The 21,927-nt window shown below is 58.6% G+C and carries 20 protein-coding genes; 5 read left to right on the top strand and 15 right to left on the bottom strand.

Going from position 1 to position 21,927, the window contains the following annotated elements:
- Positions 1-37 precede the first annotated feature (37 nt).
- Genes ACH2ED_RS16070 through ACH2ED_RS16100 form a run of 7 tightly spaced genes read right to left on the bottom strand, consistent with a single transcriptional unit; the run spans position 38 to position 7,047 of the window.
- Positions 38-598 carry a sugar transferase gene (locus tag ACH2ED_RS16070; RefSeq protein ID WP_395093230.1) on the bottom strand — a complete coding sequence of 187 codons (561 nt, stop codon included), beginning with the start codon at positions 596-598 and terminating at the stop codon, positions 38-40.
- Positions 595-1,449: an NAD-dependent epimerase/dehydratase family protein gene (locus ACH2ED_RS16075; protein ID WP_395093233.1), complete on the bottom strand. Its 855-nt coding sequence runs from the start codon at positions 1,447-1,449 to the stop codon at positions 595-597. The genes ACH2ED_RS16070 and ACH2ED_RS16075 overlap by 4 nt, the downstream gene beginning before the upstream one ends.
- Entirely contained in the window at positions 1,446-2,585 is a 1,140-nt protein-coding gene (locus ACH2ED_RS16080; RefSeq protein ID WP_395093235.1) for a glycosyltransferase, read from the bottom strand. The genes ACH2ED_RS16075 and ACH2ED_RS16080 overlap by 4 nt, the downstream gene beginning before the upstream one ends.
- Complete coding sequence (locus tag ACH2ED_RS16085; RefSeq protein WP_395093238.1) at positions 2,582-3,436, bottom strand: glycosyltransferase family 2 protein; 855 nt, start codon at positions 3,434-3,436, stop codon at positions 2,582-2,584. The genes ACH2ED_RS16080 and ACH2ED_RS16085 overlap by 4 nt, the downstream gene beginning before the upstream one ends.
- Positions 3,433-4,467, bottom strand: coding sequence for a glycosyltransferase family 4 protein (locus ACH2ED_RS16090; protein WP_395093241.1), 1,035 nt, complete (start codon positions 4,465-4,467; stop codon positions 3,433-3,435). The genes ACH2ED_RS16085 and ACH2ED_RS16090 overlap by 4 nt, the downstream gene beginning before the upstream one ends.
- Positions 4,468-4,470: 3 nt before the next feature.
- Positions 4,471-5,976, bottom strand: coding sequence for an O-antigen ligase family protein (locus ACH2ED_RS16095; protein WP_395093244.1), 1,506 nt, complete (start codon positions 5,974-5,976; stop codon positions 4,471-4,473).
- Positions 5,977-6,003: 27 nt separating this feature from the next.
- Positions 6,004-7,047, bottom strand: a complete 1,044-nt coding sequence (locus ACH2ED_RS16100; RefSeq protein ID WP_395093247.1) for a 3-deoxy-7-phosphoheptulonate synthase — start codon at positions 7,045-7,047, stop codon at positions 6,004-6,006.
- Between the two features lie 260 nt (positions 7,048-7,307).
- Between ACH2ED_RS16100 and ACH2ED_RS16105 the strand changes: the two genes are divergently transcribed.
- From ACH2ED_RS16105 to ACH2ED_RS16120, 4 genes are read left to right on the top strand one after another with little or no spacing between them, the layout of a single operon-like run.
- A complete protein-coding gene (locus tag ACH2ED_RS16105; RefSeq protein WP_395093250.1) occupies positions 7,308-8,111 on the top strand; it encodes a CpsD/CapB family tyrosine-protein kinase in 804 nt (267 codons plus the stop codon).
- A 51-nt stretch (positions 8,112-8,162) separates the two neighbouring features.
- Entirely contained in the window at positions 8,163-9,602 is a 1,440-nt protein-coding gene (locus tag ACH2ED_RS16110; protein WP_395093253.1) for an adenylate/guanylate cyclase domain-containing protein, read from the top strand.
- Positions 9,603-9,642: 40 nt separating this feature from the next.
- Entirely contained in the window at positions 9,643-10,848 is a 1,206-nt protein-coding gene (locus ACH2ED_RS16115) for a type II secretion system F family protein (RefSeq protein WP_395093256.1), read from the top strand.
- Between the two features lie 8 nt (positions 10,849-10,856).
- The gene (locus ACH2ED_RS16120; protein ID WP_395093259.1) at positions 10,857-12,104 is read left to right on the top strand and encodes a type II secretion system F family protein; all 1,248 of its coding nucleotides are present in this window, start codon (positions 10,857-10,859) and stop codon (positions 12,102-12,104) included.
- Between the two features lie 171 nt (positions 12,105-12,275).
- Here the strand turns inward: ACH2ED_RS16120 and ACH2ED_RS16125 are convergent, their stop codons facing one another.
- A complete protein-coding gene (locus ACH2ED_RS16125; protein WP_395093262.1) occupies positions 12,276-13,160 on the bottom strand; it encodes a hypothetical protein in 885 nt (294 codons plus the stop codon).
- 46 nt (positions 13,161-13,206) lie between these two features.
- Positions 13,207-13,797: a hypothetical protein gene (locus ACH2ED_RS16130; protein WP_395093265.1), complete on the bottom strand. Its 591-nt coding sequence runs from the start codon at positions 13,795-13,797 to the stop codon at positions 13,207-13,209.
- Between the two features lie 74 nt (positions 13,798-13,871).
- Here ACH2ED_RS16130 and ACH2ED_RS16135 point away from each other — a divergent pair, with 74 nt between their 5' ends.
- Complete coding sequence (locus tag ACH2ED_RS16135) at positions 13,872-14,213, top strand: hypothetical protein (RefSeq protein ID WP_395093268.1); 342 nt, start codon at positions 13,872-13,874, stop codon at positions 14,211-14,213.
- Here the strand turns inward: ACH2ED_RS16135 and ACH2ED_RS16140 are convergent.
- The 6 genes from ACH2ED_RS16140 to ACH2ED_RS16165 form a co-directional block, all read right to left on the bottom strand.
- Positions 14,202-15,068 carry a hypothetical protein gene (locus ACH2ED_RS16140; protein ID WP_395093271.1) on the bottom strand — a complete coding sequence of 289 codons (867 nt, stop codon included), beginning with the start codon at positions 15,066-15,068 and terminating at the stop codon, positions 14,202-14,204. The two genes, ACH2ED_RS16135 and ACH2ED_RS16140, sit on opposite strands and share 12 nt — an antisense overlap.
- A gap of 120 nt (positions 15,069-15,188) precedes the next feature.
- On the bottom strand, positions 15,189-18,131 hold the full coding sequence (locus ACH2ED_RS16145) for an ATP-binding protein (RefSeq protein WP_395093274.1): 2,943 nt from the start codon (positions 18,129-18,131) through the stop codon (positions 15,189-15,191).
- Positions 18,132-18,200: 69 nt separating this feature from the next.
- Positions 18,201-19,052 (bottom strand): hypothetical protein, encoded by an 852-nt coding sequence (locus ACH2ED_RS16150; RefSeq protein WP_395093277.1) that lies wholly within the window; start codon positions 19,050-19,052, stop codon positions 18,201-18,203.
- A 12-nt stretch (positions 19,053-19,064) separates the two neighbouring features.
- Complete coding sequence (locus ACH2ED_RS16155) at positions 19,065-20,342, bottom strand: hypothetical protein (RefSeq protein WP_395093280.1); 1,278 nt, start codon at positions 20,340-20,342, stop codon at positions 19,065-19,067.
- A gap of 141 nt (positions 20,343-20,483) precedes the next feature.
- Positions 20,484-21,251: a hypothetical protein gene (locus ACH2ED_RS16160; RefSeq protein WP_395093283.1), complete on the bottom strand. Its 768-nt coding sequence runs from the start codon at positions 21,249-21,251 to the stop codon at positions 20,484-20,486.
- 15 nt (positions 21,252-21,266) lie between these two features.
- A complete protein-coding gene (locus ACH2ED_RS16165) occupies positions 21,267-21,902 on the bottom strand; it encodes a hypothetical protein (RefSeq protein WP_395093286.1) in 636 nt (211 codons plus the stop codon).
- Positions 21,903-21,927 lie beyond the last annotated feature (25 nt).

Genomic DNA, 21,927 nt, shown 5'->3' on the forward strand with positions numbered 1-21,927 from the left:
GTCGGCAGTTCGCTAGAAAATCTTCATCGAGTGCAGCTTATTTGTTTCCCTTTCCCGTAAAAATCGTCGCGATCGTTCGTCCGATAATGCTCCCATCGAGAAACAGCGACTGGCGAATCAGGTACTCCGTGTCACGAGATAGTTTTTCCTCGTCGGTTAGGTCGTCGCGGCCATTGATCTGTGCCCAGCCGGTGATACCTGGTCGGAGAGCGTCAATCCCATTCTTCTTTCTCCCGAGGTTGAGAGCGGTCTGACTGGGCAATGCGGGCCGTGGGCCAACCAAGCTCATCTCCCCCCGCAGGACATTCCAGAGCTGCGGGAGCTCATCGAGCGATGTACGGCGTAGCCATTTCCCCAAACCCGTGTACGGCTCCAGTCGCGTGGCCCGTAGCTCCGCCGTCGAGAGATTGGGGGTTTCCGTGCGCATCGAGCGGAACTTGAGCAAGACAAACTCCTGCCCGTTTCTTCCCACCCGCACCTGCCGAAAAAGCACCGGGCCAGACGAGTCGAGCCGAATGAGAAAGGCAAGCACTAGCCACAGCGGCATAAAAAGAGCCAACCCCACCAGTGCCGCCAGAAGATCAGCAAGGCGCTTCACAGCCGCCGCGCCCCAAATAGCCGCGATGCTTTGTAGACATTGTCCGCCGCTAGCTTCCGCACCTGCGCCACGCCTTCCGGGCCTTTGAGAACACGGGCAACAAGCAGGGCCAGCGGCAGAGGCAGCACAAGCGGCTTGCCGCCTAGTGCCGTCACAATTTCGCGCAACGTGTAGGGAGCCGCATCGGCGATCACAAAGCGCTTCCCCACCACGTCCATCGAGCCTGCGCGGGAGAGGGCAACGGCCGCTGCCGCCGCGTTCTCCACCGCGCAGAGCGTCTTTTTATTCTTGCCATCACCGGGGATGAAAAAACGCCCGGCTTTAAGAGCGGCTTCGAGTTTGGCGATATTGCCCCGATCTCGCGCACCATAAACCGTCGCCAGCCGCAGGTGAACGGCAATGGCTCCCACATCGTCGGCCCAGCGATCAATGAGCTTCTCGGCGGCGAGCTTCGAGGCGGCGTAGGGGGTCTGGGGGTTTGGCGGCGCACTCTCCACAATCCCCGTGCGCGGCGTGCTCTCCCCGTAGACCGCGACGGTGGAGAAAAACACAAAGCGCGGCGGACGCTCCGGGTTGCAGGCATCCAGAATCTCGCCCGTGAATCCGACATTGGCAGCGTGGTACTCGTCTTTGGTAGCGCTAGGTTGGTGCACCAGCGCGGCGCAGTGGAAGATAATATCCGTGTCGGCACAGCACGAGAGATCGTTCACGAAGCGCACGACAGTATCTGGCAGCTCAGAATCGGCACGACGCACCAGGCCACGAATCTCGGTAAAGCCCCCGTCGGCAAGAAGCGCCTCGCAGAGCGCGTACCCGACGCAGCCACTCGCACCGGTGACGAGGGCGATCATGGCAAGAGCCTCCGGTAAATCTCCAGCCACTCGGCGACGCAGACCGGGCGTGAGTAGTGCTGGATCATTTTCTGCCGTCCCGCACGGCCCAGTTCTTTGCGTTGTTCAGAGGATTTTTGTAGCAGAGCACTCAATGCAATATTCCAATACAGAATAGAAGGAATATGCCTGACAATTTTTCCACAATTTTCATCCACTAAATCCTCACAACCTCGGATTTGATAACAAAGTACCGGTATTTCCATACAAAGCGCTTCCTGTATTGCACATGGGAGCCCTTCCTGTAGAGAGGGAAAAACAAAAACATCGGATGCCGCAAGAATTTTTTTAGTGTCACGACGGAATCCTGCAAAGATGACAGGATTAAAAGTTTGATTTGTCTTCGAGATTTCTTGTAGCTTTTCATTTTCGATACCATCCCCTACTAAAACCAGACGCATTTTCTCGGCACAGCGTCCCAATGTTTGATCGGATACGGAGTGAAGAAGTAATCGTTGATTCTTACGCGGGATCAGCTCTCCGATGCAGGAAATCAAAACACCATCCTCGCAGACTCCGAACTCGTCACGGATGGCTTGTCGTTCCTCGGTACTGACCGTGGCGGGGTCGAACTCGTCTGTCGAAACGCCGACGCCGTGGGTGAAGTGGACGCGCTCTTTGGGCATGAGTTTTTGGGCTTCCTCGAAGTCCCAGGCATTGATGGTGAGCACGGCATCGGAGAGATAACGCCCCGCGAAACCTTCGATGGCACGGTAAATTGCGTTGCTAAACTTCCCGCCGAGCGGGTGGAAGTGGAAGCCGTGTGCTGTATAAACCCGTTTTGCGCCGGTTCGAGCCATCGTCGCGGCGAGGCGTCCGATAAAGCCACCACTCGGGTTGTGGCAGTGCACAATATCGGGCTGGAGCTTTCGGATAAGCTTGACGAGCTGAAAGAGCGCCAGCAAGTTCCGTGGGTCGAGGGGGTTGCGCTGAATCGGGACGTGGTGCAGCGCGTCGGCGTGGGCGGCGATCTCGTCTTTGAAGCGCGTGAACTGACAGGCGACATGGGTTTCGTAGCCCGCGTCTTTTGCGCCCTCCAGATGCGGCAGCATCACGCGAACAATATGATCCAGGGTCGAGATGTAGAGCAGTGTCACCGCAAAGCCTCCTGGGCGGCGGCGATCATGGCCTGCTTGTCGGGGTTTCCACGGGTCGCGAGCTTCTTCAGCGCTAGCGCGAGCAGAAAGACGCGGCGGACAAATTTTTCGGAACCTGGTCCGTATTTCGCAACGTACTGAAGCGACGAGACATGCGTGTTGGCGTAGGTGCGCGGCTTCTCACTCTTCCACGACTGCCCGCCCGTATGGACAATCCGCGCCCCCGGCCAGTACAGCAGTTTTCTGCCTTTCTGCGCGAGCTTCCGGCACAAATCCACGTCCTCGTACATCAAAAAAAAGCGTTCATCGAAGCCACCGACAAGCTCCCAGGCAGAGAGCCGTAGCAAGACAAACGCCCCCAGAACACAGGGGACAGCTTGCTCACGGGTTTCGTCGAAGCCGGGGATCGCGTCCCAGCGGCGGTACGGAAAGAAAGCTTTGTCGCACTCGGAAAAAACCGTCGGGAAGCGGCGGGCACACTCCCACTGGAGCGAGCCATCGGAGGATTCGACGCGGCAGGTCATCCCAGCAACCGTTTCCGGCTGGGTGGCGAGGTAGGCAATGCAGCGAGCGAGCGTGCCCGGTTCGGGAATCACCGTGTCGGGGTTGAGCAGGAGGAGAAACTCGCCCGTCGCGTGTTTCGCAGCAAGATTGTTGGCCCGCGCAAACCCCATATTCTCATCGAGCGCCAGCACACAGACCGACGAAAACTGCGCCCGGATCGCCTCGACGGTTCCATCGCCACTCGCATTGTCCACGACGATAATCTGGGAATCTGTGGGAAGAGTCGCGAGACACTTGAGCACATCTTCTTTGCAGCGGTAGGTCACGATCACGATGGAGAGCCTCACCAGACGAGCCTCCGTAAAAGACGTTTAACTTTCCCTTTTCGATACCCTCTACCATTGTCAAAAATCACGGGGGAAATCGTCGTGCCTTTGTTCCAGATAGCAAATGTCGTTGGAACTTTCGCTTCTTCCTGTGCCGCAATCTCATGAACACGCACCTCGGCAAGTTCACCCATTCCTTGCCGCAGATTCACATCGTCAATCAACCGGCTCAGTTTCTCTTCCCATTCCTCCATGCTGTCTGCAAGAAATCCATCCTTGCCATCTTGCACAACCTCAGCAAATCCCCCCCAATTACTTGCCAAGCATGGGGTCAGGTGACAGCCTGCCTCCAACCACTTCAGCTCACTTTTGCCAAAATTGAAATGTGTCTTCTCCAAAGGTGCAATGGCAATATCGCACTGATGGGTGAAAGCATGGTAAGTATCCCAGCCACCAGAAAACCAGACAAAGTGCTTGATTCCCCAAAAGCGCCAGTCGTACCGGATCTTTCCCAAGAGAATGAGTTTTGCGTAGGGGCGTGAAGCCAAAATTTTCCTCAGAGCAGGAAGAACAAGGCGAAGATTTTGGTCATGCGTTCTCGTTCCCGCAGAGAACAGCACTTCAACCGGGGCAATTTTTGCTCGGACGGAAGCATAGCAAAGCTCAAGTGACGTATTCCAGTTCCGAACCACGGCAACGTCTTTTGCTCCAGCCTCTCGTGCAAACTCCGCTAGGGCATTTGTCGAGACCAGCACCCCATCGGCTTGCTGGAGCATGGCATGGTGCGGCCCTTCTTCAAACACCAGATCGTCCGCGCCGTAGATTAGTGTCGCGCCGCTTTTTCGGACGGCATCGGCGAGCGCTTGGCCTTCTTTATTGGCGCAGATGCGGTGGAGCACCACAATATCGTGGTCGAGCCGAATCACCGGGTCGTAAATGGTTACGACATCGGCGTGGTGCCCGGCGGACTTCAGCGCGTCGGCGAGGTGCGTACAACGGTAGCGCGTGACAGCGCCCTCAAGCGGGTCGCAGGAGACGAACAGAACACGCATGACTCAGCCGCCTCCGCGTATTCTCCCCCTCCCTCCCGATAACGGGAGGGAGGGGGCCGGGGGGAGGGAGGGCAACTTCCCCGCCTCACACCGGCAGACGTACACTCCGACCAGCAGCCAGAAGACCGGCCAGGTGTAGTAGTACTCGAAGACATTGGCAGAGGCCGCGTGGACACACTCACCGGACAGATACGCAATGAGGGTCATGCCCAGCGCCTTGAGGCCCGGGTCGTCGGTGGTGCGCTGCCAGCGGCCCAGTACCCAAAAGAGGCCAACGAGCATTGCGATCAGCCCCAGAATACCCGGAATTCCCATCTCACCCAGATAGGCGACGTAGTTACTATCAGCCACCACGGTACTGCCCGCCCCTGAGCGCGATGCCGCATATCCCACGGAGCCTAGGCCCGTTCCCGAGGGGTGCTGGAGGAAAATTTCCAGCCCGGCCTTCCACTGGTGTGCGCGGTCCTGTCCAAACCTGCCGTCCAGTACGCCGGTTCCCTCAATCATCTTCACCCAAAAGTTCACTTTGGGGTTGTCGGCAGCAAAAAGAAAAAGCCCGACGGCAAGAGCGGTCACGGATCCAAGAGCCACGGTCAAGCGCCAGGAGTAGCGCCGCCAGAGCAGTAGCAAGACGACGATTCCCACCACCCACCCCGCGGTGCTTCCTCGCGAGACCGAGAGCAGAAGCCCCCCCGTGCTCAGTACCCAGAGCCAGAAGAAACGGCCCACGGCCCGGCGGCTCAGTGTGAACCAGGAGAGGCAGTACAGCGAGACCAACGACGAGAGTGAACCGAAGACATTCTCCTCAAAAAGCAGCGACTGCATCCGGGCGTAGCGTGTCCAGAACTCAACCGTGTTCGCAATCTTATCGTCCACATTCATTGCCCACTCCGCCACCTCCGGGCGAGCCACTTGCGCCAGCTTTGCCGTGTACTCAGGCCGAATGATGAAGTCAGCCAGAGAGAGCAGTGTCAGGCAGACATAGGTTACTAGCAGCAGACGCACGGTTCCTGCGGCATCACGGGCACTGGGACGAATCTGGCGGATCGCAAAGTAGCCCACCACGGGGGGAAGGGCGTAGTGCCAGCCGAAGAGCAAGATAAACGGGTGCTGGTTCTTAAAGGCGATCACCGAGCCGTAGGCCACCGTCACGACCCAAACCAGCGCGGGCCAGTCGTCGCCATAGAGCTTTAAGCGCCGACGGTGCCCAATGGCGTGCAGGACGATCCCGATCCCGATCAGCCCGAGCAGGGCATCGGGCCAGAACTTGATCCCCATCAGCACCAGCGGAAGATTGAGCTGCGCCCACGCGCGAAATGCGGGATAGAGTGGGAAGAAAAACAGCATCAGCCAGAACCCAAGAATGGGGCGGCGGATCACTCCCGAGCAAATGCCAAGCAGCGCTCCCCCCACCCCAAGTGCGATCCCAAACGGCTTATAGGCTATCCCCGCACCACCCGCCGCAACGGCAAGCAATGCAATCAGAATGGTTTTAAGGGTCGCTGGCACAGCGGCATTATACTCCCTTTAAAACATCTAAAACATCGAATACAAGCGCCCTAGTAGCGCTTCGGTCTCTTCCCAGCCCAGGCAGGCATCGGTCACGGACTTGCCGTAGACCATCTCGGAACTAATGCTCTGCTTGCCCCCCACTAAATTGCTCTCCACCATCACTCCAAGTTGCGACTTATCGCCCTCCAGGCGCTGGCGTCCGATCTTCTCAGCGACAAACGGCTGGCGCTCCGGGTCGTAGCCGGAGTTGGCATGACTCGCATCCACGACGATACCCGGGGGGAGACCGGCTTTGTCTAGGCACGCCACGGCGCGGGCAACACTCACCCGGTCGTAGTTGGGCTGGCTCTTCTTGCCACCCCGCAGAATCAAACACACATCGGGGTTGCCCTGCGTACGAACGACGCAGCAGCGCCCCTCTTCGTCGAAGCCCAAATACGAGTGGGGACTCTGCGCCGAGAGCATGGCATCCAGCGCGATCTGTAGCTCACCGTCGGTGCCGTTCTTGAAACCCACGGGCATGGGCATTCCGCTCGCCATCGCTCGGTGCGGCTGACTCTCGGTAGTGCGTGCACCAATCGAGCCAAAAGAGATCAAGTCGGCGAAGTAGTCGGGTGTGGCCGTGTCGAGCAGCTCCGTGGCGACGGGCAAGCCCAGCTCAGTGATCTGCACGAGAAGCTTACGAGCGCGGCGCAGTCCTTCAGGCATGTCGTAAGTACCATCTAAGTGCGGGTCGTTGATCAGTCCGCGCCAGCCAATGGTGGTACGAGGTTTTTCAAAGTAGGTGCGCATCATCACGACGAGCTTGTCGCTGTACTGTGCCGCCAGCGGCGCGAGGCGGCGGGCATAGTCGAGCGCAGCCTCAGGGTCGTGGATAGAGCACGGGCCGGTGACGACCAAAAAGCGGCTGTCCTGACGACTAAGCAAGCGCTGAAGCGCCACGCGGCCCTGGGAGACGGTGCGGTAGGCGGCGGGACTGACGGGAAACTCCTCGCGAAGAATCGCGGGGGCAGGGAGAACGGTGCGCGTCACGGCGCTGGCGTCACGTTTATCGGCGAGCTGATCCATAGTAAAACTCTTTTCCAAAGAAAAAGCCCGCCCCGGTGAGTTCCGGGGCGGGCTTTGTGTGGGTGTCTGACTGACGCTACACAACGGCTCCGTCCCGGATCGGGAAGAAGTAAAAGCTAAAATACCAGTAGCCGTTGGGAGTGTGTGCCATAACTGGTCAGCACTCTATCATGAATTTTGTCACTGCGCGAGCGGCAAACGCGGTGTGCCCGCTTGCTATCGAGAGAGAAATAGGGTTTCATTGCCGTATGGAACCTGAAATGTTAACCGATACTTCCGATACGTTTCTGACGCCGGAGGACGCCGAGAGCCTGCTGAGTGTCCCGGTGCTGGGTTTTATCCCAATGATTGAGAAGCAGGAGCTTCGTCTAATTCGCGATGTCAGCACTTTTTCTCCGCTGGTGGAGGCTTTTCGTAGCCTGCGTACTAACCTCCGCTTTGTCGCGGAGCAGCCCCTGCGCTCTCTGGCGATTACATCGGCGGTTCCGGCGGAGGGGAAGTCCACCGCACTTGCCAATCTGGCGATGGCAATGGCGATGGATGGAAAGCGCGTGATTGTGGTAGATACGGACCTGCGCCGCCCATGGCAGCACAACCTCTTTAAGCTGAACTCGGTGCCGGGGTTGGTGGACGTTCTGGTGGGCACCCATGAGATCGCTGAGGTTCTGAAGCCCAGTGGCGTTGACAATGTCTCCGTGATTGCTGCCGGATCGCCGCCGCCCAACCCGACGGAGCTTCTGGGCTCGGACAAGATGCGGCACTTGCTGGCGGAGCTAGAGACACGCTGCGATATCGTGCTGCTGGACACCTCGCCGCTGTTAGCCGTCGCCGATGCCGTGCTGGTGGCGTCCCTGGTGCAGGGCGTCCTGGTGGTTATTGGGATGGGAGAAACAAAACGAGTTAACGTGCAGAAGACCATACAGCTTCTGGCGCGTGCAAGAGCCACGACTCTAGGAACCGTCTTTAACCACTGCCCAGGGCCAGAAGGCGGCTACTACTACGGCAGGGTCTATGTTCCCTCGGAAACCCTGACGGCCCCCGCAGAGGCTGCAACCCTGCCTTAGGCAGGCAACGCGGAACCTCGCCACAGAAACAACGGTCTAACGCAAGAGATTATGTCCCTGTCTGAAATCCAACCCAAGCGTACGGCGCACACGCTCTTCATAGACTTTGTCGGGTACTCGCGCCTCTCCGCCGACTCGCAGGCGGCGGTTCAGATAGCCCTTCAGAACCTTGTCTACAACCTCCCGGCGTTCCAGGTAGCACGCACCGAAGGTCAGCTCATGGTGCGCAAGACGGGCGATGGGATGGCGATTGTCTTCTTTCAGGATATTGAGTACCCCCTGGCTGCCGCCGTCGCGCTGGATGAAGTGATCAAGCACCAGGCCGCCGCTCTTCGAGAGCAAGTGGGCGCGAACTTCAGGCTCCGCCAGGGAATTCACTCTGGGCCAGTGGTAATCGTGGACGAAGACGGCGATAGCGTGATGGACGTCGCGGGTGAGGGAATCAACACGGCGCAGCGTGTGATGGACTGTGGCGATCAGGGGCATATTTTAGTCTCTGCCGCAGTCTTTCACGCGGTCGCGGAGCACGAGCACTGGAAGACGTTACTGCACGACTTGGGAATTGTCCGCGTCAAGCACGACGAGCTCGTGCACCTCTACAATCTCCACGGGGTCCGCCCAGATGGCACCATGATCGGCTTTGAAGCGATCCCCCATAAGATCCACGAGAGCCACGAGCGTGCCAAAGAGCTGGCCCAGCGGGAGGAAGTGCTAGAGCGGCAGTCACAGCGCACGACAATCACCGGCTACGCGCTCCGTGCGGCGGTTCTTCTGGGGGCACTGGTCGCGGTGGGCTCGATCCTCTGGTCCTTGTGGAGCTACCATGCTACCGATGACATTGCCAAAGTACGGGAGGCGATCAAGAGGCGCGAGGCGGAGAAAGCCCGACTGAAAAACCCCACTCCGGCACCCGGCGTTGTCACCGTGGCGACCCCCGCCCCCAAGCCTCCGGTGAGTAGTGAGACCGTTATAGAAGCCAATGTCCCGAATCTTATGGGTATGCAGCGTGCCAGTGCGGAGGCCGCACTGGCCAAGATCGGGCTGACGCTGGCCCTCTCGGAAACTACCCCCGAGGTAGTGAACCCCACCGTCCCCCCGAATACCATCGTCAATCAGTCGCCTGCCTCTGGGCCGCAAAAAATCAAAGGGGGCGTGGTCTATGTCAGCGTGGCAACGGCGGGCGCTCTGGCTCCGACACCGGCTGCCCCTCAGAGTACCTACACAGGCGTTCTCATAGATGCTCGGAGCTTTTCACAGCTAGCCAACCAACAGAGTGCCGGACTCTTTGGCCCGGATGAGGCTCCTCTCTACAAAGCAATGGGTATCACCGACGATGAGCTTCAGGCGATTCAGGCCGTCGGTATCAACCCCCTGCGGCTCACAGCCGCTCTGGCTGGCCCGAACGGCGTCGGACTCTCCCAGGAGGATGTGGGGAAACTCCGCGCCCTTCCCAGCGAGATCCGCGCTAAAACGGTCGTTCTGCGCCCGTAACGGAGCAACCCCAACAGACTGTTTACAATAGAGCAAGCCCATGCCAATCTTTCGTTACGAAGCCACCGAAACCAGTGGACGTGTCCTCCGGGGCGCGATGGATGCTACCACCTCACAAGAGGTCGAAGCACGTCTTGCGGGAAAAGGCTATGTCCGGGTCGCAGTACAGAGTAACCTCGCCTTCGCCGCCCCGACCTCGGTGCCCACGCTAGAGGTTTCGGGCATGCAACCCGCTGCAAAGGCCGAGGATCTCGGACTGTTTTTTCGGCAGATGGCATCCCTGCTGCACTCCGGAATGACACCTGGGGCGGCGCTTTCCAATCTTGCCCCACGCACGGCCAATCCGAGAATACAGGCAGCCGGATCGGTCATGGCACACAATGTCGGGCAGGGGGCGTCGTGGGCGGGGGAGCTGGCCCGAACCAATGGTGTTTTCCCAGAGCACATGGTTGGCTTAGTGGCGGCGGGCGAGGCTGGGGGATTTTTGCCTTTTGCCTGCGAGGAGGCCGCCCTAGGTGCGGAACAAGACGCGGCGCTGCGTCAGGGCATGTGGTGGGTGCGCTTTTTGAGCTGGCAGAGCCTCTGGTCGGTGCTTGTCTTTCCCCCCACCCTGATCTGGATCGCCACCCGGCAGCTCGATGATCCCAGAGGCCTGCTCGTCACCTACTTAAAGTGGGAAGCATTTTTCTATATCCCGCTTGGGATTGCTTGCCACGCCGTGGCGTATTTTGGGGGGAAGTGGTGGGCAACTCCCGCTGCCGCCTCGCTGCGCGACTCCCTCTCTCTGCGCATTCCCGCGATGGCAAAGCTCCACCGGGCACGGGCGCTCGCCAGCTTCACCCGCGTTCTTTCTCGTCTGCTCCGTTCGGGCGTCGCCTCGTCCACAGCCTACGAGGCGGCGGCACGTGCGGTGCCTAACTCCGTGCTCCGCGAGCAGCTCCTGCGGGGCCTGCCAAAGATTCGTAGTGCACAAGGGCTGGATCAGGCGATCCAGGCCAGCGGCTTGATGGACCACGATCCCATCCAGCTTCTTGTCACCGGGCAACACACCGGCCAGCTCACTGAGATGCTGGATCAGGTGACGGCGCTCTACCAGGAAGAGGCGACGCGCGCCACCGACACTGCTCGAAAGGCACAGAAACAGTTTGCCGGAATGATCACGCTGGTGACATCGGGCTATGTCCTGATCCTGGCGCTCTACGGGGGCTTTAAGCTCATGTGGCAGTTCCTGGGAACCTTTGAATAGAACCAACCATGCCAACTTTCTCTTACGACGCTAAAGACCGCCAGGGGCGACAGATCTCCGGCCTGATCGAGGCAGTGAACCCCAGTCTCGCCGCCGCCGCGCTCCGGGAACAAGGTCTCTTTCCCAGCAAGATTGCCCTCTCTGCGCCCGGCACGGTCTACGATCACACGCTCAGCCCGACACCCAATCCACACCGCCCGCTCTCCGTTGGCACGCCTAGCCGTGTGGCGTTTGCCCCGTTTGCCGTCTCCGTGCCGTTGCAGGAGCTGGCGATGTTCTACCGGCAGTTCGCCACACTGCTGCGCTCCGGTGTCCCGCTCATTCAGGCGCTCAATGCCTTGGAGCAGCAGACCAGGCACACGCGCCTCAAGACCATCTTGCGCGAGTGCCAGGCGGCCATTTCCAGCGGTGCCCCGCTCTCGCAAGTGATGGACAACTACCCCGCTGTCTTCACCACGATGCAGATCGAGCTGATCCGCGCCGGGGAGACAGGTGGGATGCTGGAGACGATGTGTAACCGGCTGGCAGACTATCTGGAGCGGGAGATCGAGATCCGGCGAAAGCTCTCACGCGAGACGCTCTATCCGAAGATCGTGCTCTCTCTGGCGGGGATTGTCTACCTAGTGATTAAGTGGACTCAAGCGGGTATGGGGGCATCGGGCACGGCGCTGGTGCAGGAGAAAGTCAAGTTCGCTGCCATTGTCGCGGTGGCCGGGGCGCTGCTCTGGTGGCTGGCACGGTTTCTCAACCAGTTTCCGGGGTTTGGCGCGGCGTGGGATAACTTCAAGATGTTCATCCCCGGCGTCGGTGGTGTCTCCCGGCGCTACGCCACCGCGCGGTTCTGCCGGGCACTCTCGGCACTATTTGCCGGTGGGGTGAACATTGTCCGCGCGGTTGAGATCGCCGGTCGTGCCTGTGGAAATCGTGCGATTGCCGAGGCCATGCTGGATGGTGTCCCCCTGCTGATGTCCGGGCAGGGAATCGCCGCCGTGCTGGCACGCTCGGGAGTGCTTTCCCCGATCGCGGTGCAGATGGCGCGCACGGGTGAGCAGACAGGAAACCTGGATGACATGCTCAATCGAGTGGCGGATTTCCTGGAAGGCGAGGCGGATCTGAAGTCGCACCAGCTCGCGGTTGTATTGGGCGTCGTCGCGATTCTTGTGGCTGCCGTGATCGTGCTCCTGCTTGCAATTCAAGGCTACATGGGGGTGGCAAACCAGGCGATGAGCGCGGGTGACGGAGGCGGAAATGAGTGAGTTCTCCCCACACGCTTGGGGCGAAAAAAAAAGAAGAAACTTTTTTATCGGGAACTCTTGACATAATCTATAGCGTACGTTATAGTTTCGTCGTGTGATCTCCTTTTCTCTCCACATGCTGTGGAAGCGGTCAATCGTTTTGATTGACCGCTTTTTTTTGGTTTCGCTCCCCTAGATCTCCGCGATGGCGCGGTTCATCAGACTTCGGCAGAGCGACTGTGTCCCCGTGTGGGCGAAGTAATCCGTGTGGGTGTCAATGAGTGCGGCAACCACATCCATCTTGCCATCCAGACCATCAATGCGGCCTTTGAGGCTCTCGTAGATGTTCTCGGGGGTCAGGCCGTGTTCTTGTACGAAGTTCCCAATCCAGCCGGAGACTGCCCCGAAGGTCTGGCCGATAAAGCCAAGCTGCCCGAGGGTATCGCCGCCCGGGATCATCGAGCTGAGCGCCTTAAAAGTCGCGTTGCCCTGTAGGTGGCTGGCAGAGAAGCCGCGCAGGCTACTATCTACTTTATCCAGGAACTCTGGGCCCAGCGGGAGCAGGCCATCGAAGGTCACTAAGGCGGCCATCCGGATCAGCGAGTCGTGCTCGTACTCGCCCAGTGCGGCCACAAAGTCGCCGATCGAGTCGCCGGGCAGCCCGTTGACATAGGTAAATGCCGTCAGTTCCGCGACAATTTTAATCGTCAGGTCAATGGTCTGGGTCACTTCGTCGCTCGGTGTGAGCTTTTCCAAAAATTTCAGCGCCGAGAAGCGCTCCCCGAGCTGGTGTGCCAGCGAGACATTGCCCAGCTTGTGGTCGGTGGAGTCCACGGCCTGGTAGATCCACAGCGCCCGCTGATAGCCCTCTGCCGTGTCGGCAAAGAGTGCAAGACTTCGCTCAGAGACTTGCTGTAATATCCCCAGATCGCTCTCACCCGTGTAGGCGGAGAGCATGTTCTCGTAGCCGACAATATTCTCCCACTGGCCCGGCGCGACCCAGTCCAGTGCCTTCAGCGCCCCAATCGTGATCCCCGCCGTCGGCAAGCGATCCGCGTAAACATTAATTGCATCCATAAATTTTCTCCTTGTCGTCCCCCCCGTCCGATGGGGGATTAGGGGGCTACTTCAGCCCCGCCAGCCCGGCGAGGTCGAACTTCAGAAGCCAGCTTTGCTGCTCCGAATCGCTCAGAGCGGAGCCTGTGGCGCGAATTTTCACCTGGTAACGGTCTCCCACTAGTACTGCAATTGCACTCATCCCCTCCTTGGCCGCCGGAAAGCCCTCAATCGAGAACCCTGTGCCCTTGAACTTATCGCGCGCACTCGGGTTGGCAGCCGTGTCGTTGATGGAGAGCTGCGCAAGGGTTGCTTTCCCTTTGTTCAGGTTCGCCATGGCAAAGCCATTCTTCTCCTGTGTGAAAACCCGGTTCAGGCCATCGGCATCATTGGGGAAGAACTTGTTGAGCGCACTGCCCGGTACCGCTTTGGCCGGAAGCGCGGAAGTTCCCACGGCACCCGCGCTCGTGGGCACCTGGCCACCCCGAGCAGCGCGAGGGTCGGGGGGGAGATCGGGCAGGCTAGAGCGGCCCGCAGGGGCTGTTTGAGCCGGGGGAGCAGGCGGCGGAACGCTGTTCTGCAGGCTCGGACAGCCCATCAGTGGCTGGGTTGCCAGACCCGCAAGCACGATAAAAACAAGTCCTCGTTTGAGTCGCATCAAATAATCCTTCTCATCTTTCGTTGCGAAAAGTCGCAGACGAATTATATACCATGTCGGGTACAACGTAGACTATGACGACTCAGCAGTGCCAACAGTTTCACCGCGATGGTTATGTGATTCTTCACACTAACTTACCCACCCCACTTCACGGAAAAATCCAGCAACGGCTCGCAGGGATTCTCAAGGACGAAGGCAACCCGGGCAATAATATCCTGCCCGCAATCCCCGAGCTTCAAGCGATTCTGGACGCTCCTGAGCTTGTCACCGCCGTGTTGACACTGAGCATGGCCGTGGCATTGTCCGTGGAAAGTCGCTCTCCAAAGATCTTGCGGAGGGCGGTGCGGAGGCTCATGCGTCCCTGCTCCAGCTCACTCTCGGGCCAGAACCGTTCGATCAGCTCCTCACGCGACTGAGGATTCCCGCTGTGGAAAGCAAGAAACGCCAAGAGCGCGGCGGTCTTCTGGGTACGAAAGTGGGTCAGCACTTCGTCCCCCTGCGCCACGCTCAGGCCCCCCAGTAATCGAATCTCCCACTGCATCAGCTATGGAATTGAGGTTATTGCCCCCCAATGCCACGATGTTGCCTCCTCCAAGTGCCACGATGTTTCCCCCGCCGAGTGCCACGATCCCAGCATTTGGAATCTGAAACACCTCGGAGATGGGCCGTGAAGGGCTAGAACTAAGGCCTGAAGTCCCCTGACCACCGGGCTGCCGGGCTTTCCAGGCAAGGTGTTCCGCCACAATCTGCAGGTAGCATTTTCCATTTCCAAAGCCATTCACCCAACCATTGATGTCGCTCTCCGTGTGGCTAAGACCCGCTTTGGCATAGCTATCCTTAACCACTTTCGCCTTAAACGCCTTATCCTTGTCCATCTCATTCGTAAGGATCTTGACCAGATCCACGTATGTCTTCCAGCTCTTGCCACGCTGTTCGCTAAATCGCTGGTAGTTACCAGGGCGGTTCTGATATCCCCACGTTCCCCAAGCCGCTTCCGTCGCACGAATGATGGTCTTTTCCACCTCGACGAACCCACCGGGGCTAGCGAACCAAGCAGCATGGCTATTGACATACTGCTGCACACTCCAGCTCCTAGCATCACTACGCGCTTTCCACGTCTGGATCTCCTCCGCCTTCGCAAAGCGTCCAAACATGACCTGATAGCTCAGGTCGATCCGTTGTGTCCGCTCATCCTGGGCAAAAGCGGGTTTCGGGGTAACGAGGGCGGCAACAGTCAGGGTCGCCAGTGTAGTGGTCAGTACTCGGTTCATTCTTCTCTATCCTTTCGAGGCCGGTGGTTTCCGGCACTTACGGACAGGAGTCTATAACCCTGGCGTGACAGGGGCGTGACAAGAAAACGTCTGCGGAGTCAGCGAGGGATCTGGAGTCTACTAAGCTTGCAGAGCGAGAGTAACCGCTCGCTCTAGCGTCAGCTCCGCTCCCTTGGTAAACGCAGCGTTATAGGCGGTCTCACCCAGCGCCCTACAGCAGTCTTCGTAGTTCTGGGCATGACGAACGGCCCAGAGGTCCAGCTCGCCCATCTGGGAACGGAGCGTGGTGGCCGCTCCATAGAGCACAGCAGCAACCTCGGGAGCGAGCTGTTTTCCGATCTCAATAAATGCGAGGGCAACATCTTGAACGATTCCCAAGCGATGCTTTATAGCCAAGCTCGCCCGCTGAAGCCGCAGGTACTCGTCGCGATTGCCACGAAGCAGCAGCACAACGGAGAGGTTCGCCTGAGCATAGGCCAGCATCCGGATATCCCCCATTTTCTCCGCCAGCGCCACTGCCTCGGAGTACGCCTGCTCAGCACCGTCTAGATCGTGACAGAGGCCAGCCAGCGAGCCCTGGTTGATCCGCACTCTTAGCCGCAGGGCTTCCTGCCCCTCAGAGGAGACCAAGGTCAGTGCACGGTTGTAGCACTCCCTTGCACGCCCACAGGCCCACTCAAACTCCACAAGCTTTCCCTGATCCTCGAGCGCCGCCGCACGCAGGTGAAAAACAGGGCCAAGACCATTCCAGGCTTGAGCCGCCAGAGCTGTCAAGCCTTGCGCCTCAGCATCGGAGATAGCGTGAGTGAGTAGGGTTTCGGCTTCATCAAGTGCCCCTTGTTTTCGCGCGATCAATCCCAAGGTGACCAGACTGGGGACATGATCTGGCTGAAGGATAAGAGCCTGCTCCCCATGGTTTCGGGCGCGGCTAAAGTCGCTGGTGAGTGTGTGGTAGAGCTGACTGAGTAAGTAGTGCGTTCGGACACGCTCGGTATTAGTCAGCTCTTGCTCCAGAGCTTGGAGCAAGAGTGATTCCGCTTGAGTGGTTTCGTTGTTCGCAAACGCCAGTCGCCCGGCGGTAATTAGAATCGCGGCGGGGAGGTTGCTCCCCTCTAGGGCACGCTCCCACCAGAGACGCGCTTCCACTAAGGCCCCGCTGCTCACCCAGTGCTCCTCCAGTGCAAGCCCGAACCTGAAGAGCATAGATTGTGGGCTCGTCGCCACTGCAGCGGTCAGGTTCTCACGTTCACGGTGAAGTCGCCCCACATCGGCCTTATCTTCTGCTAACCGAAGGAAAAATTGTTGGTGCCGCTCGATAAGCTCCGCCTTTTCTTGCGGCGCGAGTGTCGCCTGACCAAAGTCTTGAAGGTTGCGGTGAAGAGAGAAACGCAGAGTCGTACCAAGCGACTCGGTGCGAATCAAGGCACGGTCTCGCAGGCTCGCGAGTGCGCCACGGCTCGCCGCACAGACCGTGTGCGCCGCATCGGCTTCCCAGCCGCCTTGAAAGACGGAGAGGCGCAAAAACGCATCCCGGAGCGCAGGCTCTAGAAGCTCCGCGCTCCACGCAATCGCCGCTGTCATCGAGGCGTGGCGCGGGTCTTTCCGTGCGTCTTCAGGAAGCGCGAGGCGGCTGGCACGAACCTGCCGAGCCTGCTCCGATGGTGTCAATGTCCCTGCCCAAGCGGCTGCCAGCTCAATGGCAAGGGGTAAGCCGTCAAGCACGGTTACCAGTTCTCGGAGAGCAGGCTCGTCCGTTGACGAAGAAAAAAGCTCAGGAGCAACACTTCGGGCTCGATCTCGATAGAGGGCAATTGCGTCGTCCTCTAAGAGCGCTCCCACCGCAATAAGTTGCTCGTCGGGGAGGGCGAGCCGGTGGCGCGATGTGGCCAGAATGACGATGTCCGGTGCCCCACTTAGGAGTCCTTCCACCAGAGCCACCCCATCGGGAAGCAGCTGCTCCAGGTTATCGAGAATCAAGAGACAGGGGGAGTGTGCTCGCACGTAGTCCTGGACACTCTCGCGTGGCTTGCTTGAAGTGAGGCCTAGTGCCTCCACGAGAACTTCCCATGCCTGCACGGAAGTCGTCGCACCTGCCAGACCCACAAAATGCACCTCGGCAAACCCGTAGCCAACCGCAAGCCGATGCCCTACCTCAATCGAGAGACGGGTTTTCCCAATGCCACCTGGTCCAAAAAGCGTCACGAGCCGCATTGTTTTGGAGCTGAGTGCATCGGCAATGCGTTGAACCACATCAGACAGCAACTCTTGTCGTCCCCGAAACCGATCACGCAGCTGGGGGAGATTGACAAGAGCGGCTGGTGGCGCGGGTTCACAGGCGGCTGGCAAGTCCGAAACCAGTGCACGTGTTGAGGCTATGGGTTCTGCTCCAAGCTGCTGGAGAAGAGCCTGCTCTAGCCCGTCAAACTGTCGCCGCGCCTCGGCGGGACGGCTCGCGACGATCAGCAAGCGGATCAGGTCAGCCCGAATCGGTTCGTTGAGCGGGTCAGCAGCGGCGGCACGGTGTGCGTAGTCGAGCGCACGGATGGGCTCCCCGAGGCGCTCGTGCCAGCGTGCCAGCGCACAAAGCGCAGCGAGCTGGGCACTGGCAAGCCTGTCTCGCTCCGGAAAAATCCATTCGTCGTAGAGGCTGGGCAGGAGAGGCCCACCATAGACCTCGATGGACAACCGAAGCGACTCCACCCGCTCTTGCCCAGAAAGAGAGGACAAGCTTGCTCGATGTGTCGCAAGCTCGAACTGCTGGAGATCCGTTGTTGCCTGGAGAGTCACGTTTGTCTTATCGGTCACAATTGCTTCCCCAAAGTCCTTGCGCAGGGAAGAGAGCGCTGTCCGAAGGCTCATTCGTGCCTGATCAAGCTCACTATCGGGCCAGAAACGCGCACAAAGCTCTTCGCGCGACTGCGGCACGCACGCATGGAAGGCAAGAAAGGCAAAAAGCGTCGCCGTCTTTTGGGTGCGAAAGTGAGTCACGGACGACAAACCTGGCGCGTTAGCGGGAACCGCCGCCAGGCTTCCCAAGAGCGTGACTTGAACACGGGATTCCATTACCTCGGAGGTTCACCGCCAACAGACTCTATTCCTTTCCTCTAGGGATTTGGGCTGTTTTTCCATGCGTTATTTGGGCGCGATAAACTCGCACTCGCCGGTGTTACAGTTCCACGCCCATTCGAACCGCGAAAACGGTTGCTTGCAGGCGTCGCCGTAACCACGCCCTTCCGTGCAGCCCGGCGGCCCGGTGGCAACGGTCACTGGAACCGAGATGGTCTTTTTGGAATCGCGCTCCGTGCCGATAAGGGTTGTTTCGCCTGCGCGTCTCGGGCGAACCGCCACGGGATTGTGGGTGTTCGGGTCTGCAGTAGCCACTTCCGGGTCTTGTATGCGCCATGACCAGGAGTTAGGGTCGGTTGGAACAACATCGCCAGCCTCGTTGTAGGCGGTGACGCGAACCTCTTTGAAATCGTTCGCCTTGAGTGAAACTGAAGATGGGGCAGCCTCAATGCGAAAAATTGTGGAGCCAAGCGCAATATCCATGTCCGTATTTGCGCCCGCCTCGCCGCTAACAATCTCCTGCTCGGAGAATGCCTGCGCGGTTCCTGTTCCGTCCTCGTTCGGGAAGGCGAGAACGCGAGTGCGTAGTTTCACCTGCGCGGGAAGGTTTTCCAGGGTCACCTCGGACACCGGCTCTTCGCCTTCAGGCCGCGCCATCCGCATCTCGCCGACCTTCACATCAAACTCCGGCTCGTTTGCAAACAGCGTTATTTGTATGCTTTTGGCTCCAAGCGGAATCGCCCGTGACACTTTAGGCCACGCGACGTGCACCGTCATACGGCTTCGCCCCGCGCCCACCGTGCTTGAGAGATTCTGACGGCCCACGGCGCTACAACCAACGATGACTTCTACAACAAGCGCGAGAAATAAGACAGATATGGCAAAACGCTGCCAGGAAAATATTTTTGTGTTTTTCATCTTAGGCCTCCTTTAGCGGATATTGAACGACGTTTTTGCGGAATCATCAAAGAACTTCTGATAGTTGACCAACTGCCGGTCGAAGATTTTCTGCTTGGGCAACGACAGTAGGCTGAAACTGTCGCTGATGCCAATCTCCGCCGCAAGATTTGCCCCGATGGAGACGCCCAAACCATGAAAAAGCGTGTCATCCGTTCGGGTGAACTTGGCATACACGGACGGTGCCGCCATATCCAGAAACGGCCCGACAACGCCGCCGACATAGAGTTTCAGTACAGGGTTGAGTGTCACCAGAAACTCTGTACCCTTGTACGGGTTGAGAGAGGAATCATAGGTAAACGACGGCGAATCAAAGGTCGGCTGTGTTCCGGCGATAGAGAAACCATTGGCCTGTGTCCACGAAAACCCGGCGGCTCCGCGCATCGTTAGCCCCGTTGTGAAAGCGATATTGGGCTGAAAGCCGCCGGTGAACGTCGCCTTGACTTCCAAAATCGGCTTGAGTATAGTCGGCGTCTTCTTTGTGACGTCGGCAATACGCCCTAAGCCTTTTGTCGCAATATCTTTAAGGTCAAAGGAGCCGGGAACAACGGCGATTTCACCCTTGATTTTCATCTGCCCGGTTACATGGTACTTGACCTTGAAGCCGAACAACTGAAGCGAGCGTGCGGACGCCGCCTGACCTTTTTGTATTCGCACAACCGCCGCCATTTGTCCACCGAGCTTCAGGTCACCGCTCAATTTCACGCTTTTTGCGCCGGAAGAGAACAGGGATAAACTCGGAATGGGAATGTTTATATTGAGCGGCAGATTACCCTGCTGGCGGCTACCCTCTTCCGTCAAATCACTCAGTGCGCGTATCTCCAGTGAATCAAAAGCGTCCTCCAAAGTCGCCGGTGACGTTTCTAAGACCGTGCCGCTCCCACCGTCGCTCGTGATATTGACTATGCGGCGCGTAAATCCTTCGCCCAGAAGCGAGGCGATAACAAGGCCCGGAGCCAAACTCATTCCTGCCACATTGCCGGAGAGAACGACGCGGTTGTCTTCCACATTGACCAAGCCACCTTCAGGAACCAATCGCGCCCCCGGCGACACAACCGTCGGAAGTTGCGCCCCCGTGGGAAGAATAGATGCGGGGTCGTCTTCCGCAAGCGGGCCTGTCGGTAATGTGCCGCCCCCACCACCACAGCCTGCCCCGATAAGGCCTGCCGCCGCGTTGCCGCCCAAGAGGAGAAACCCGCGCCGACTCAAAGTCGGGAATCTGTTATCCGTCATTGACTTGTAACCGTTCATTCTCCTCCTGTGCCCCCTTTGCAGCCACTATAGCCCATCAGTCCCGATAAGCCCACACTTGCAAGCATGAGAAAGCGGCGACGGTTCAGTGAGCGCTTATGTTGCGAGAGATTCTGAGACATCGTTTGCTCCTTGTTAACGTTAACGACCAACGGGAACGGCATAGAAGCTGCCATTGTCTAGGGAGCGGACGGTGAACTGCGCTCGCTGTTGCGCCGTGGCGGGTGCAATCGGACTGCTCACCTGCTGGCCATCGGCGGCGATTACCTTGACCGTATCCACGCCATTTTCACGGACGAGAACGGGGATCGCATTGGCTGGCCCCACTTGAACCGGGCCAATCTCGCGGTAGTTGGACTCCATCAACTTGCCAAGAGGCGAGATGACATAGCCATAGCGCCGGAAAGCGTTTCGCGCCTTGACAATCTTGTCCTTGAGATCGTCTTTGCCAGACCACGAGCCGCCGCCATAGAGGTACATGTTGCACTCGCCCAGCTCGCCTGTCCCACGAGGACGAATACGGTTCTGTGTGTTGCTGATCGTCCCCGGTTTTGAGGGGGGAGAGTTGAGCTCGATCAGCGTGTCTGTGAGGAGCTGGTCACGGCAAGAGCTCGGCGGTACCGTGGCTCCGTACAGGCGAACTTTCTTCCGAAGATCCTCGTACGAGCTCCACTGTCCCCCGCCGTAGTTGAGCGGGTTGCACTCTCCCGTATCTCCCAAACCACGCGGTGCACGGCGAATATCGTCGTTGTAGACTTTGTTGATCAACGGATCACGGCAGGCCGCCGACTGCGCTGGCTGCGCTGCCGAGGCGGGTCGTCCAGGGAGGGGGCCGCTCCCCGCCACGACTCCATTGAGTCCGATGAGCCCCAAAAGACCAAGGGGGATGGTTATTGTCGTCGTTTTCATAATTTATCTTTTCTCTTAAATCTTGGGTTTGGCGCTTCCATTGAAGAGGCGAAAAGTCAGCGTCGAGCCACTGGGAAGTTTAGTGTCGTCGCTGTCTACTGAGAGCTTGGCATCCACCGCGTTGGGATCCTCTCCCCCCGTGACGATAGCCAGGACTTGCTGAAGCGATGTTCCTGCCGCATTGATCGTAAAGACAACCGGCCCAGTCGCTGCATAGACATTGCTGGAAGGGCTGGTACGGGTGAGGGTCACGGAACCTGTAACCGTTGCAGAGAGGTTAGCGGCGCTCCCCGTCCCTTCACGAATCGTCAGTTGCAGGGTCAGGTTGCTGATAGGAAAGTCTGTGGGCATGGTCGCGCCCGCAGGAACCGTCACGGTTACCTGAGGATCAATCGACTGCGAAAATACCAGTGAGGCAAGCTGGCTGGCCTGTGAGATACTCTGGTTGGGAAAAGAAACCGTGACACTCTTATTCCCAGAGATCACGGCGCGGCCTTCCCCCATAATCGCCACAAGAGTCTGCTCATCGAGCTTTAAGAGGTTCGAAACCGCAGGAATGTTATTGTTGATAATGCTCTTAGCAGCACCGCAGCCCATCAGAGGCAGTGCCACAAGAGTAGCCAGAGTTCCAAAATAGACCATATTTTTCATTTTTCTGTCTTTTTCCTTATGCTTC

Origin of the sequence: Armatimonas sp., from assembly GCF_043757465.1 — a bacterium.
GTDB lineage: Bacteria > Armatimonadota > Armatimonadia > Armatimonadales > Armatimonadaceae > Armatimonas.